The sequence below is a fragment of the Falsiroseomonas sp. genome (assembly GCF_041690465.1).
Classification (GTDB): Bacteria; Pseudomonadota; Alphaproteobacteria; order Acetobacterales; family Acetobacteraceae; genus Falsiroseomonas.
Genome location: NZ_JAWLHG010000007.1, coordinates 82,225 through 95,538 on the forward strand (window position 1 = coordinate 82,225; position 13,314 = coordinate 95,538).

A 13,314-nucleotide genomic window follows, 5' to 3' on the forward strand; every position below is an offset into this window, starting at 1 on the left:
CCTTGATTTCACCCCAGGGTAGCGCGTCCCCCTCTTTTCCGCGCGCCCGATCGCGGCCAGCATCGGGGAAACCGGTGGAGGGGCGCGGCGTGGCGATCGGGGCGAAGAAGAACCTGCTGGTCATCCTGTCCGACGAGCACAACCCGAAGGCGCTCGGCTGCGCCGGGCACCCCTTCGCCCATACGCCGAACCTGGATGCGCTGGCCGCGCGAGGAACGCGCTTCACCGCCGCCATCACCCCTTCGCCGATCTGCGTGCCGGCACGCGCCGCGCTGGCGACGGGCCAGACGCTGCACGCGATGGGCCGCTACCACGACAACGCCGATCCCTATGATGGCGGCGTGCGCTCCTGGCACCACGCCCTGCGGGAGGCCGGTCATGAGGTGGTCTCGATCGGCAAGCTGCATTTCCGCGGCCTCCCCGGGGACGACCACGGCTTCTCGGAAGAGCGCCTGGCGATGCATGTGGTGGACGGCAAGGGCGACCTGCTCGCGCTGGTCCGCGACGAGACCGCGCCGCCGCGCAAAGGCGCGGCCAAGATGTCCGCCGCCGCCGGCCCGGGCGAGAGCGACTACACCCGCTATGACCGCGACATCTGCGCTGACGCGCAGGTCTGGTTGCGGGCGCGCGCGAAGCAGGCGGCGGAGAAGCCCTGGTGCCTCTTCGTCTCGCTGGTCACGCCGCATTTCCCCCTGATCGCACCGCCCGAGCACTTCTTCCGGTATCCGCCGGAGGTGGTGGGCATGCCGAAGCTCTACGCGAAGGAGGAGCGGCCGCAGCATCCCTTCATCCGCGACTACGCGGCGACCATCCCGTACGATTCCCATGTGAAGGATGCGGCGACGGCGCAGCGCATGATGGCGGGCTACTACGGGCTCGTCTCCTTCATGGACGAGCAGGTCGGCAAGATCCTCGCCTGCCTCGAGGATTGCGGGCTGGGGACGGAGACGCGCGTGCTCTACGCCTCCGACCATGGCGACAATGTCGGCGCGCGCGGCCTGTGGGGGAAGTCCGTGATGTACGAGGAGAGCGTCGGCGTTCCGATGATCCTGGCCGGGGCGGGCGTGCCGGGCGGCTCCACCTGCGCCACGCCGGTGTCGCTGACCGACGTCTTCGCCACCGTGCTGGATGCCGTCGGCTGCGCGGAGGCGCCGCCGGAGGGCTCGGGGTCGCTGTTCGACATTGCGCGGGGTGGCTCACCCGGCCGGCGCGTGGTCAGCGAGTACCACGCCAGCGGGTCGCGCGAGGCGGCCTACATGCTGCGCGAGGGACGCTGGAAATACGTGCGCTACGTCACCTATCCGGCGCAGCTCTTCGACCTGGAAGCCGATCCGGAGGAACTCGCGGACCTCGCCGGCGACCCGGCGCATGCCGCCACGCTCGCGCGGCTCGAGGCTGCGCTGGGCGACGAGCTGGGGGAGGATCCGGCGGTGCTGGATGCGGGCGTCAAGGCGCGGCAGGCCGCGATCCTTGCCGCCAATGGCGGGCGAGAGGCGGTGCTGGCGCGCGGCGACCTGCCCTTCTCGCCGCCGCCCGGCGTGCGCCCCTCCTGGAGCTGACCTGGACCGAAGCAGCCCTGAGTGTGCTCGGGGCTACCCTGGTCCAGGCGTTCAAGGGCCTGGCGTTTCACGCCCTGGCGTGCCCAGCTGCGGTGTGCACCCAGGGCGATCGCGGGCTAGGAGCCTGTCCGAGAAAGCAGATTCGCGACAAAGGGCGACACAACCTTGCTCCTATAGCGCCTGTGAAAGTGAAAGCGGATACCGATGATAGCCTTCGTGTATCAAAATTGCTGACTGCGGTGTGGGCGAGGAATACTCGGACAGGCTCCTAGCTCAGGTCGTTGTCGCGCACCGAGGCGCGGCCCTTATGGTCGGTCCGCCCGGCCAGCGCCTTGTCCAGAACCTTGCGCGCCTTCTCGATGGCGCCGTCAATCGCCAGCGGGATGGTCTCCGCCTGGTGCGTCACCGCCACCGGCTGCTGGCCGTTCGGCCGCGCCTCGATCATGCAGCGCTTGTCGGCCGCACCACCCTTGGCGGCGTTCACGTCGGCGAGATGCACCTCCACCCGGGTGAGATGTTCGGCGAAGCGGTCGAGACCGGCGGAGACGGCGGCCTCTACGCGCCCGGTGAACTCGTCGTCGCCGGCGGTATGGTTGGTGTTGATCTGTATCTGCATCGCTTCCTTTCCTCGATGCACCGTCAACGCAGCGCTGACCTGAGAGTTGGTGGGCATGCGGCGGCGATCCACCCCCCTCCCGCCGCCAGGGGCCGCATGATCGGCGCGGTTGGCCGCCGCGCCCCGGCGGTGCACAATGGCCGGCGGGATGGAAGCGCCTCCGGAATCGCCCGCGCCACAGGGCCGAGCGCGGGACTTGCTGGCCTCGGGCGACTTCAGGCGCCTGTGGCTGCTCGGCGGCATCATGAACTCGATGCGCTGGGTGGAGGTGCTCGCCGCGGCGCTGTTCACCTTCGAGGTGACGGGGTCCGGCATCACGGTGGCCTTCGTCACCGCGGCGCGCAGCCTGCCTCTGCTCTGCTTCGGCGCGATCGCCGGCGTGGTGTGCGAAGCGATGAACCGCAAGCACATCCTCTTCGTCGGCATGGTCCTGAGTTGCGCGGCCGGCGCGAGCATCTGCCTGCTCTACCTGCTGGGCTGGGTGCAGCCCTGGCACCTGGGGCTGGCGGCCTTCGTCAGCGGCAGCGTCTGGGCCACCGAGATGGCCACGCGCCGACGGATGATCGGCGAATGTGCCGGCCCTGGCCTGGTGTCCAAGGCGGTGGCGCTCGACAGCCTGACGAACTCATCCGCGCGCATGGTCGGGCCGCTGGTGGGCAGCATCTCCTTCGCCTGGCTTGGCCTCGCCGGCGCCTTCGCCATCTCCTCGGGCTGCTACCTGATGGGCGCGCTGTTGGCGTCCGGCATCCACCACGTCCAGGAGACGCGGCGCGTGAACCTCGCGCGGGTTCCGGGCGATCTGGCCGACAGCCTCGCCTTCGCCTTGCGGCAGCCGGCGGTGCTGACCGTGCTGGGGGTGACGGCGACGATGAACTTCTTCGCCTTCTCCTACGTCGCGCTCGTCGCGCCGCTGGCGCGCTCGGTGTTCGGCGTGCAGGAAGCGCTGGTCGGGCTGCTGGCCGCGGCGGAGCCGTTCGGCGGCCTGCTGGGCGGGATCCTGCTGGCGAGCCTTGCGCCGCGCTCCAGCCTGCGCGTCCTCATGATCGGCGGATCGGCGCTGTTCCTCGTCACCCTCGCGGTGATGCCGCTGATGCCAAGCTATGCGCTGGCCTGCCTGCTGCTGCTCGGCGGCGGGCTCGGGCTTGCGCTGTTCAGCAACATGCAGACCACCATCGTGCTGACCAACGTGCCCGCCGGCCAGCGGTCGCGGCAGATGGGGCTGGTGACGATGTGCATCGGCCTCGGGCCGCTCGGCCAGATATTGATCGGCGTGCTGGCGGAGATGTTCGGCGCCCCGCTGGCAGTGAGCATCTCCGCGCTGGCCGGCCTGACGGCGCTCGCCCTGGTCGCGCTGCTGGGCGTGATGACACGCGAACGGCCCGGCGGTCGGGCGGGCTGACCCGGAGAGCGTTCCCTACAGGTCCCCGAGCAGCCGCGGCAGGAACAGTGCGAGCTCCGGCACGAAGGTCACCAGCATCAGCGCGGTGCCCATCGCCAGCACGAACCACATCACCCAGGGCACCGTCGATTCGATCGAGCAGCCGGCCACCTTGCAGGTCACCATCAGGTTCACCGCCATCGGCGGCGTGAAGGCGCCGATCGCGACATTCATCGTCAGCACGATGCCGAACCAGGTCAGGTCCCAGCCGAACGCCGTCGCGATCGGGATCAGGATCGGCAGGAACACCAGGAAGATGGAGATGGCGTCGATCAGCATGCCGGCGACCAGCACGATCAGCGTGATCATCAGCAGCATCACCACCTCGTTGCCGGTGATGCCGACCAGCGCATTGGCCAGCGCATCGAAGGCGCCGACGGTGCTGCCGGCATGGGCGAAGATGCTGGCGAGCGCCACGATGATCAGCACCACGGCCGAGATCTCTGCGCCGTCGCGCAGCACCTCGTAGATCTGCCGCGGGGTCAGCACGCGATATATGAAGATGCCGACGAACAGGCCATAGAACACCGCGACCACCGCCGCCTCGGTCGGCGTGAAGGCGCCGGAGCGCAGCCCGCCGAGGATCACCACCGGCGCCAGCAGGCCCCAGATCGCCTCCCTGAAGGATTGCCAGAGCGGCGGGCGATCGTCGTCAGGCTCCGGCAGGCCGAAGCCGCGGATGCGTGCCAGCATCACCGCCGGCACCATCAGCGCGACGCCCGCCAGCAGCCCGGGCACCAGCCCGCCGACGAACAGCGCCGGCACCGAGACGCCGGGCACCAGCACCGCATAGACGATGAAGGGGATGGAGGGCGGGATCAGCACCGCGGTGGAGCCCGCCGCGGCGATCAGGCTGGCGCAGTACGGGCGCGGATAACCCTGGCGCAGCATGGCCGGCAGCATCACCGCGGCGACCGCGGCGGCGTCGGCCGCGCCCGATCCGCTGATGCCGCCGAGCACCATGCAGACCAGCACGGCGACGATGGCCAGCGCGCCGGCGCGCCGGCCGACCAGCGCGGCGGCGAAGTTGACGAGCCTTATCGCCACCCCCGCGCGCTCGAACACCAGGCCGGCGAGCACGAACATCGGCAGCGCGAGGAGCGGGTATTTGGCGATGCCGGTCCAGACATTGGTCGGCAGCGCCATCACGCCGAGCCCCTCGACGGCGATCACCAGGAAGCCCGCGACGCCGAGCGAGACACCGACCGGAACGCCCGCGAACAGCAGGACGAAGAAGACGCCGAGAAGGATCAGCGAGCCTTCGAGCGCCATCGCCCTAGACCAGCCCCAGCCGCGCAACCCGCCACATCCGCCCCAGGATGCGCAGGCAGATCACCACCGAAAGCAGCGGCATCCAGACGGTGTAGTACCAGGAGGGCACGCCGAGGCCGGGCGTCATCACCTCGAAGCGGTATTCGTCCCAGGTGTACCAGGTGCCGAGCCAGCCGATCGCGCCGAACACGGACAGGCTTGCCAGCAGCACGAAGATCTCGACCCATCGCGCGGTGCGCGGCGGCAGCTTCTCCGTGAAGAAGGTCATGCGGATGTGCCGGTCGGCGCCGAACGCCGCGGCGGCGCCCACGAAGGTCATCACCACCATCAGCGCCACCGAGTATTCCTCGGTGAAGGCGAAGGAGACGGAGGTGAAGTAGCGCACCACCACATTGGCGAAGGTGATCAGCGCCAGCGTGCCCATGATGAGCGCGCCCACCGCGCCCTCGATCGTCACGGGAATGCGCGGCGGCGCTTCCCCGAGCTTGAGGCCGGGGGCCTGAACCTCGGCATTGTCGGTCATGGCGTGGTCCCGTCAGGCGGCGGGCGGCAGGGCGCCGCCCGCTGCGCCTTGGCTCAGGCGCGGGCGCCGCGGATCGCGGCTTCCGCGCGGCGCGTCAGGTCGGCGCCGACGGTCTGCGCCCATTTGTCGAAGACGGGGCGGGTGGCGCGCGCGAAGGCCTGCTTCTCGGCATCCGAGAGCGCCGTCACCGTCACGCCCCGGCGCTCCATCTCCTCGATCGAGGAGCGGTCGCCGTCGATGCCGATGCCCTTTCGGCTGGCGGCGATCTGCGCCTGCGCGGCTTCCTTGGCGCAATCGGTGATCAGCGTGCGGTCGGCCGGCGAGAAGCTCTCCAGCACCCGCTTGCCGACCACGAAGATGCCGGCGTCCGCCACGTAGTTCCAGATCGTCAGGTGCTTCTGCGCCAGCGTGTCCATGCGGAAGGCGAGGAAGAGGTTGATCGGGTTCTCCTGCCCGTCCACCGCGCCGGTCGAGAGCGCGGGCTGGAGGTCGGCGAAGGACATCTGCACCGGGTTCGCGCCGAGTGCCGTGAAGATCTCGGAGAAGATCGCCCCGGCGGCGAAGCGGATCTTCATCCCGCGCAGATCCTCCGGCGTGCGGATCGCGCGGCGGGAGTTGGAGATCTCGCGGAAGCCGTTCTCGCCCCAGGCCAGCGGCTCGACCTCCCGCGTCGCCAGGGCGCGGAACAGCTCGGCGCCGACGGGGCCGTTGATGATGGCGTCGAAGCCGCGATGGTCCTGCAGCAGGAAGGGCAGGGAGAAGAGGTTCATCTCGCGGATCTGCGGCGAGATGTTGATGGTGGAGAACACCGCCATGTCGATCACGCCCTGGCGGATCGCCACCAGCTCGCGCGTCTGGTCGCCGCCGACGAGCTGGCTGCCCGGATAGACCTTCACGTTGATCCGCCCGTTGGACCGACGGGTGACGAGGTCCGCCCACTGGAAGGCGCCTTCCGAGAGCGGGATCGGCCGGTTGCCCACCACCGACAGCTTGTACTCCTGGCGATAGGTCTGGGCGCGGGGGATGCCCGGCAGCGCGAGGCTGCCTGCGGCGGCGAGCAGCGCGGTGCGGCGTGTTATGCGCGGGGTCATTGCGGATTGTCCTCCCATCCCGCCGCCCGCTTCCCGGGTCGGCGCCGATTGCGGCGCAGGATGGACGCCCGCGCGCCGCTTGGGCAAGGGGGCCGGCCCGCGCAAGGGCGGGGCCGCGAGGGTTGGGCCAGCCTGCTCCCGAAGCCCGCCCACTCAGCGTAAACGATCTACAGACGCGCGAGGGAAGGGAAGGATCCTCTCTTTTTGACTTGATGGGGAGCAAGGTCTTGGGTTACCGAATGGCGACGATCACAGCGGCCCGCCATGACCTTCATCCGCCCCCGCAACGCGCTCGATTCCCTGCTGGCCGGCATCGCGGGCGCATCCCGGCTCGAGCCGGCCAGGCGCGACCGCGCGGTGGCGCAGGCGATCGCGGCCCATGTGGCGCGGCCCGAGCTCCTCGAGGGCAGGGACTGTCCCTGCTGCCCCGACCAGTACGTTCGGCACCTGCTGCACAGCGATCCCGAGGGTGGTTATGCGGTGGTGGCGCTGGTCTGGCGCCCCGGCCAGATGTCGCCCGTGCATGCGCACCGGACCTGGTGCGCCTTCGGCGTGCATCAGGGCGTGCTGACCGAAACCTACTACGCCCCTGGCGAGCCGCCGGTGCCGTGCGAGACCCGGCTGCTGGCGCCGGGCGCCACCGGCAACGGGCCGGCCGATCCGCGGCTGATCCACCGGCTGGCCAACCTCTCCTGCCGGACGGCGATCTCCATCCATTGCTACGGAGTCGCCTTCGACCGGTTCGGCGCCGAGGTGAACGAGGTCTTCGCCGCCTGATCCGGCGCCGCGCGGTTCGCGCGAGGTGCGGGCCGGGCTAGATCCGCCGGCGTGATCCCATCCGGCCGCAACATCCCGCTCGGCATGGCCTTCGGCCTTGCGGCCGCCCTGGCCTGGGGCGCGCAGGCGGTGGTGGCGCGCAGCGGGACCATGGCGGGCTACTCGCCGCTGGATCTTGCGGTGCTGCGCTACCTCGCCGCCGGGCTGGTGCTCGCCCCTTTCGCCTGGCGGTCGCGCCGCGTGCTGGCGACGATCGGGCTGCCGCGCCTGCTGGGGCTGGTCGCCACCGGCGGGGCGGGCAACGCGCTGCTGTTCGGCTGGGGCCTGGTGCATGCGCCGGCGAGCCATGGGGGCACCATCGCGCCGATCATGGCGGCGGTGATGGGCGCGGTGCTCGGTATCCCGCTGCTGGGGGAATGGCCGACGCGCGGGCGGATGATGGCGATCGGCGTGCTGGCCGCCGGCGTGCTGCTGATCGGCTGGGACGGCATCGCCGGCACGCATCCCGGTGCCTGGCGCGGTGACCTGATCCTGCTCGGTGCCGGCACGGTCTGGGCGGCCTTCACCCTCCTGCTGCGCCGCTGGCAGGTGCCGGCGCTCGCCGGCAATGCGGCGATGTGCGGGCTCTCCGCGCTGGTGCTGCTGCCGCCCTGGCTGCTGCTCGGCGGCGGGGCGGTGCCGCATCTGCCGCTCGGCATGGCGCTGCTGCAGGCGGTCGCCCAAGGGCTGGTCGCCTCGGCACTGGCGACCACGCTCTATGCAAGGGCGGGGGAGTTGATGGGCGCGACGCGCACCGCCTGCATCACCACGCTGGTGCCGGTGACCGCGCTGCTGCTCTCGGTGCTGGTGCTCGGGGAGCCGCTGGGCGCAGCGAAGCTTGCCGGGGTGCTGCTGGCGGTGGGCGGGATGCTGGTGGCGGTGCTGTTCACCGGCCGGCGGAGCGCCGCCTGATCAGCCGGAGAAGGGCAGGAACCAGCGCCCGCGCCCGGCCGGGCCGGACGGTCCGGCAGCGCCTTCTCGCGCCAGCATGCGCTCGCGGGCCAGACGCCGGATCAGATCATGATCCGCCGCAGGGCTGCTGCGCTCGGTGCTGCCCCGCGGCAGGAACTCGTCCTGCGTCTCGGCGAAGCCCATCGGCCGATCATCTGGAGCACGACCGTCCATGCGGTACGTGACCTTTCATCTTGGCTCCGGCACCCGTCGGGACTGGTGCAAGCACCGCCCGAACCAGCGACGTTAACGAAACTGTGTTCGGGTCTGGCTCGGATTTCAAGACGCGCCCGCCCCGATGTTGCGATTTCAGGGCTCCAGGATACATTTTCGGACGAAACTACACGTCCATGCATGAACCTTGATGATTCGTTGACGGCGGGCACGGCTGGCGGGCCGTGGACAGGACATCGCCGCGAACGGCACCGGCGCACCGGCGGCGCCGCTCGCGGCCCGGATCGCTGGGAGCTTCGGGGCTGCCGGCCCCCCCCCCCCACCAGCGGGCGCCGTCCTCAGGGCGCGGCGACGGGCAGCGGTGCCTTCTCGACCATCACCTCGACCCCCTTCACGCCGGGGATCCGCTCGGCCAGCACGCGCAGGGCGCGCTTCACGTCCTCGTTCCGGCAATAGCCGTGGAAGGACACGACGCCATCCTTCACCTCGGGGAAGATGAAGTAGGCGTCCACCCAGGGCTGGGTCCGCATCGCCTCGGTGACCGCGCGGCGGATACGTTCGTCCGGCGCGTCCTCGGCCAGTGAATCGGGGGGCGACATCACGGCGCGGATAAGGTCGGCACGGGAGACGATCCCGACCAGCTTGCCGTCCCGGACCACCGGCACGCGGCGGATGCCACGCTCCTCCATCGCCTTGGCGATCACCGAGATGGGGGTGTCCTCCTCCGCGGTGACCAGGCTGGTCGTCATGACATCGGCGGCGCGCTGTCCGTGGGTGCGTGCGAACCGGGCAGCCTGGCGGCCGGACGGGGTGAAGAAGTCGCGCAGCCAGGAGCGCGGCGCGTCCTCGGGAGCGGCGAGGCGGCGGATCAGGTCGCCTTCCGTGACCATGCCCAGCAGGGCGCCGTTCGCATCCGCCACCGGGGCGCCCGAGATGCCGCGCTCCGCCAGCGCGCGCGCGACCAGGGCCAGCGGGGTTTCGGGCGGCAGGGTGATCGGGTCGCGGGTCATCAGATCGCGGGCACGCATCGTCCTTCCTCCTCGGCGGTGGTTCGTCGTGAAATGGAAACCTTGCCGTGTGGATGCAAGCGCCCAGCCTGCCGGTGCGCCGCGGTCGCGCTGCAACCTGGCAGACGGGCCCGCTGCGGACGGGGTGCCGGAACCGTCGAAAAATGCGAACTCATACGTTGAATGTCGTTTTTAATTATCGTATTGTTCGGAATTGTTATGACCGGTGAGGGCGTGTCCCATGCAGAGTGAAGCCACCCGAAGCGAGCGTCGGCGGCTTCCGCGGAGCAGCGTGCTGCGCAGGGCGCAGGTCCTGTTTGCCAATACCCTGCATGATTGCCTGGTACTCGACACCAGCGAGGGCGGGGCACGGATCCAGACGGCCACGCCGATCTCCCTTCCCGGGCGTCTCGTGCTGCGGCTGAGCGATGGCCAGGCGATCACCGCCAGCCGCGCCTGGAGCCGAGGCACCGATGCCGGGCTGGAATTCGCCGCCGAGGAGCGCGGCCTCGGCCCCGACACCGCCGCGCGGCTGATGGCGGTCGAGGACTCGCTGAAGGGCGGCAAGTTCGACCTGGCGGTGCGGCAGCTCCGCGCCGCGCGCTTCTTCGACGATCCCGAGATCCGCGACGCCGCGGAGGAGGCCGAAGGCGCCCGGATGCGGCTTGCCAGCGTGCTTCGCAAGGCGGCGCTCTCCGCCTCCTGACGCGCGGCTCAGTCGCGCCGCGCCGCCGCCCAGCTGGTGGTGACATGGGCGCAGGGCGCGGACTGGCCTTCCGGGCGCAGCATCACCTCGCCATAGGAAAGGCTGCGGCCCTTCCTGATCACCCGCGCTTGCGCGATCACCGCGCCCGGCGCCGGCGGGCGGAGGAACGTGATGCAGAGATTGGCTGTCAGGCTCTCGTCCCGTCCGCCGGTCAGCGAGAGCAGCGCCGCCCACATCGCCACATCGGCCAACCCCATCAGCGCCGGGCCGGAGACGGTGCCGCCAGGGCGCAGCAGATCCTCGCGATGCGGCAGGCGGAGAACCGCCGCGCCATCCGCGGCTTCCAGCACCTCCACCCCCCAGGCGGCAGCCAGCGGCACGCCCTCGCGCACCAGGTGCTGCATCTCCGTGACGGACAGCGTCATGCGCCGGCGGCCACCCCGCAATCCTCGCCCGCGCGCACTCGCGCGACACAGGGGTTCCGGCCCATCCAGTAGCAGAGCTCGGCGGGGCGGGAGATCCCGAACAGCGCCAAGTCGCAGCGCAGGCCGGGCGCCAGCGCGCCGCGATCCGCAAGGCCGAGCGCCGCGGCGGCGTGGCGCGTGACGCCGGCCAGCGCCTCGGCGACGGTCAGGCGGAACAGCGTGCAGCCCATGTTGAGCATCAGCAGCAGCGACAGCGCGGGCGAGGAGCCGGGGTTGAGGTCCGTGGCCAGCGCCAGCCGCAGCCCGGCCGCCCGCATCGCGGCGATGTCCGGCTGGTGGGTCTCGCGGATGAAGTAGAAGGCGCCGGGCAACAGCACGCCGACGGTGCCGGCCCTCGCCATGGCGGCGATGCCTTCGGCATTCGCATATTCGATATGGTCGGCAGAAAGCGCGCCGTGGCGCGCCGCGAGCGCGGCGCCGCCATCGTCGCGCAGTTGGTCGGCATGCAGCTTGACCGGTAGCCCTGCCCGGGCTGCCGCGTCGAAGGCCCAGCCGGTTTCCTCCGGCGTGAAGGCGATGGCGCTGTCGGTGAAGGCGTCCACCGCATCGGCGAGGCCCTCGGCGGCGATGGCGGGGATGATCGCCTCGGCCACGTGGCGGGCGAAGTCGGTGCGGCGGCCGGCGAATTCGGGCGGTACCGCATGGGCCGCGAGGCAGGAGGTCACGACGCCCACCGCCCGCTCGCGGCCGAGCCGGCGCGCGGCGCGCAGCATCCGCGCCTCGGTGGCGAGATCGAGCCCATAGCCCGACTTCACCTCGATGGTGGTGACGCCTTCGGCCAGCAGCGCATCCAGCCGGGGGAGGGCGGCCTGCACCAGCGCGTCCTCGCTCGCCGCGCGGGTGGCGCCGACGGTGGAGAGGATGCCGCCGCCGGCCTTCGCGATCTCCTCGTAGCTTGCGCCTTCCAGCCGCATCTCGAATTCGCGCGCGCGGTTGCCGCCGAACACGATGTGGGTGTGGCAGTCGATCAGGCCGGGCAGGATCCAGGCGCCGTCGCAGCGCGTGGTGACGGCCGCTGCGCCGGGCAGCCCGCCGCGCCGGCCGACCCAGGCGATCCGCCCGTCCTTCGCGGCGACCGCGCCATCCTCGATGATGCCGAGCGGATCGCCGCGGCCCGGCACCATCGTGCACAGCTGGGCGTCGAGCCAGACGCGGTCGAAGCTCACGCCGGCAGTTCCACCAGCGCGGCGAAGGTGCCGCGCTCGACCAGGCGCTTCGCAGCCTCGATGTCCGGCGCCATGGCGCGGTCCTGGTCCCATGGCGCGACCAGCTCCCGCAGCGCCGCATGGGCCGCCTCCAGCGGGGCGGAGCTCCGCAGCGGGCGGTGGAACTCGATGCCCTGGCACGCCGCCAGGATCTCGATGCCGAGGATCGTCGCCAGGTTCGTCGCCATCTCCGCCAGCCGGAGCCCGGCGGCGGTCGCCATGCTGACATGGTCCTCCTGGTTCGCGCTGGTCGGCAGGCTGTCGGTGCTGCGCGGCACCGCCAGCGCACGGTTCTCCGCGGTCAGCGCGGCGGAGGTGACCTGTGCGATCATGAAGCCGGAATTGACGCCGCTGTCGGCGACCAGGAAGGCGGGCAGGCCGGAGTTCAGCGCCGGGTCGGTCAGCAGTGCGATCCGCCGCTCGCTGATCGCGCCGAGCTCGGCGATCGCCAGCGCGATGGTGTCGGCGGCGAAGGCGACCGGCTCGGCGTGGAAATTGCCGCCGGACAGCACTTCGCCCTCGTCGGTCACCAGCGGATTGTCGGTGACGGCATTCGCCTCGCGCAGCAGCACCTCGGCGGCGTTGTCGAGCAGGTCGAGGCAGGCGCCGGCGACCTGCGGCTGGCAGCGCAGCGAATAGGGATCCTGCACACGGGTATCGCCCTCGCGGTGGCTGTCGCGGATCTGGCTGCCGGCGATCAGCCCGCGCAGCGCCGCGGCGCAGCGGATCTGCCCGGGCTGGCCACGCAGCGCATGGATGCGCGGATCGAAGGGCGTGTCGGACCCGCGCGCGGCATCGAGGCTGAGCGCGCTGGCGACCAGCGCCGTCTTCAGCAGGTCCTGGGCCGCGAACAGCCCGGCGAGTGCCAGCGCGGTGCTGACCTGCGTGCCGTTGAGCAGCGCCAGCCCTTCCTTCGGGCCGAGCGAGAGGGGCGCGACGTTGGCGAGCGCCAGTGCCTGCGTGCCGTCCAGCACGCGGTCCTGTTGGAAGGCCTCGCCCTCGCCGATCAGCACCAGCGAGAGATGCGCGAGCGGAGCGAGGTCGCCGGAGGCGCCGACCGAGCCCTTGGCCGGGATCGCCGGCAGCACGTCGTGCTGCAGCAGGGCGAGCAGCGCCTCGACCACCGCCGGCCGCACGCCGGAGGCGCCGCGCGCCAGCGAGAGCGCCTTCAGCGCCAGGATCAGGCGCACCACGGGCGCCGGCAGGAAGGCGCCGGTGCCGGCGGCGTGGCTGCGGATCAGGTTGAGCTGCAGCTGCGCGAGTTGCTCCGGCGCGATCCGCGTGGAGGCGAGCTTTCCGAAGCCAGTGTTGACGCCATAGAGCGCCTCGCCGTCGGCCAGCCGTCTCGCGAGCGCATCCATCGATCGCTGCGCATCCGCGCGCCATGCGGGATCGAGTGCGATGGGCTGGCCCGCCATCACGGCGCGCAGCTCCGACAGGTGGGCATGGCCGGGCGTGATCATCACGGTGC

General features: G+C 71.2%; 14 protein-coding genes. 5 read left to right on the forward strand and 9 right to left on the reverse strand.

Features of this window, described 5'->3' with window-relative positions; all coding sequences use genetic code 11:
- The first annotated feature begins 89 nt into the window (after positions 1–89).
- A complete protein-coding gene (locus tag ACESM1_RS09830) occupies positions 90–1,559 on the forward strand; it encodes a sulfatase-like hydrolase/transferase (protein ID WP_372619633.1) in 1,470 nt (489 codons plus the stop codon).
- 268 nt (positions 1,560–1,827) lie between these two features.
- On the opposite strand, the gene ACESM1_RS09835 is transcribed toward ACESM1_RS09830, so the two are convergent.
- On the reverse strand, positions 1,828–2,232 hold the full coding sequence (locus ACESM1_RS09835; protein ID WP_372619634.1) for an HPF/RaiA family ribosome-associated protein: 405 nt from the start codon (positions 2,230–2,232) through the stop codon (positions 1,828–1,830).
- Between the two features lie 139 nt (positions 2,233–2,371).
- Here ACESM1_RS09835 and ACESM1_RS09840 point away from each other — a divergent pair, with 139 nt between their 5' ends.
- Positions 2,372–3,574, forward strand: coding sequence for an MFS transporter (locus ACESM1_RS09840; protein ID WP_372619635.1), 1,203 nt, complete (start codon positions 2,372–2,374; stop codon positions 3,572–3,574).
- Positions 3,575–3,589: 15 nt separating this feature from the next.
- On the opposite strand, the gene ACESM1_RS09845 is transcribed toward ACESM1_RS09840, so the two are convergent.
- The 3 genes from ACESM1_RS09845 to dctP are packed head-to-tail and all read right to left on the reverse strand — an operon-like array spanning position 3,590 to position 6,499.
- Positions 3,590–4,885, reverse strand: a complete 1,296-nt coding sequence (locus ACESM1_RS09845) for a TRAP transporter large permease (protein WP_372619636.1) — start codon at positions 4,883–4,885, stop codon at positions 3,590–3,592.
- 4 nt (positions 4,886–4,889) lie between these two features.
- On the reverse strand, positions 4,890–5,408 hold the full coding sequence (locus ACESM1_RS09850; protein ID WP_372619638.1) for a TRAP transporter small permease: 519 nt from the start codon (positions 5,406–5,408) through the stop codon (positions 4,890–4,892).
- A gap of 53 nt (positions 5,409–5,461) precedes the next feature.
- Positions 5,462–6,499, reverse strand: a complete 1,038-nt coding sequence (gene dctP / locus ACESM1_RS09855) for a TRAP transporter substrate-binding protein DctP (protein ID WP_372619639.1) — start codon at positions 6,497–6,499, stop codon at positions 5,462–5,464.
- A 264-nt stretch (positions 6,500–6,763) separates the two neighbouring features.
- On the opposite strand from dctP, the gene ACESM1_RS09860 reads away from it, so the two are divergent.
- Together ACESM1_RS09860 and ACESM1_RS09865 are read left to right on the forward strand one after the other, a co-directional pair.
- A complete protein-coding gene (locus ACESM1_RS09860) occupies positions 6,764–7,276 on the forward strand; it encodes a cysteine dioxygenase (protein WP_372619641.1) in 513 nt (170 codons plus the stop codon).
- A 51-nt stretch (positions 7,277–7,327) separates the two neighbouring features.
- Entirely contained in the window at positions 7,328–8,227 is a 900-nt protein-coding gene (locus tag ACESM1_RS09865; protein WP_372619642.1) for a DMT family transporter, read from the forward strand.
- Here the strand turns inward: ACESM1_RS09865 and ACESM1_RS09870 are convergent, their stop codons facing one another.
- Positions 8,228–8,410, reverse strand: coding sequence for a hypothetical protein (locus ACESM1_RS09870; RefSeq protein ID WP_372619643.1), 183 nt, complete (start codon positions 8,408–8,410; stop codon positions 8,228–8,230).
- A gap of 368 nt (positions 8,411–8,778) precedes the next feature.
- Positions 8,779–9,468, reverse strand: coding sequence for a CBS domain-containing protein (locus ACESM1_RS09875; protein WP_372619644.1), 690 nt, complete (start codon positions 9,466–9,468; stop codon positions 8,779–8,781).
- Between the two features lie 220 nt (positions 9,469–9,688).
- Between ACESM1_RS09875 and ACESM1_RS09880 the strand changes: the two genes are divergently transcribed.
- Positions 9,689–10,153, forward strand: coding sequence for a PilZ domain-containing protein (locus ACESM1_RS09880; RefSeq protein ID WP_372619646.1), 465 nt, complete (start codon positions 9,689–9,691; stop codon positions 10,151–10,153).
- An 8-nt stretch (positions 10,154–10,161) separates the two neighbouring features.
- Here ACESM1_RS09880 and ACESM1_RS09885 read toward each other — a convergent pair whose 3' ends face one another.
- From ACESM1_RS09885 to hutH, 3 genes are read right to left on the reverse strand one after another with little or no spacing between them, the layout of a single operon-like run.
- Positions 10,162–10,578, reverse strand: coding sequence for a PaaI family thioesterase (locus tag ACESM1_RS09885; RefSeq protein ID WP_372619647.1), 417 nt, complete (start codon positions 10,576–10,578; stop codon positions 10,162–10,164).
- Positions 10,575–11,804 (reverse strand): imidazolonepropionase, encoded by a 1,230-nt coding sequence (hutI, locus tag ACESM1_RS09890; protein WP_411278364.1) that lies wholly within the window; start codon positions 11,802–11,804, stop codon positions 10,575–10,577. Before hutI ends, ACESM1_RS09885 begins: the two co-directional genes overlap by 4 nt.
- Positions 11,801–13,306, reverse strand: coding sequence for a histidine ammonia-lyase (hutH, locus tag ACESM1_RS09895; RefSeq protein ID WP_372619815.1), 1,506 nt, complete (start codon positions 13,304–13,306; stop codon positions 11,801–11,803). The genes hutI and hutH overlap by 4 nt, the downstream gene beginning before the upstream one ends.
- Positions 13,307–13,314: the final 8 nt, after the last annotated feature.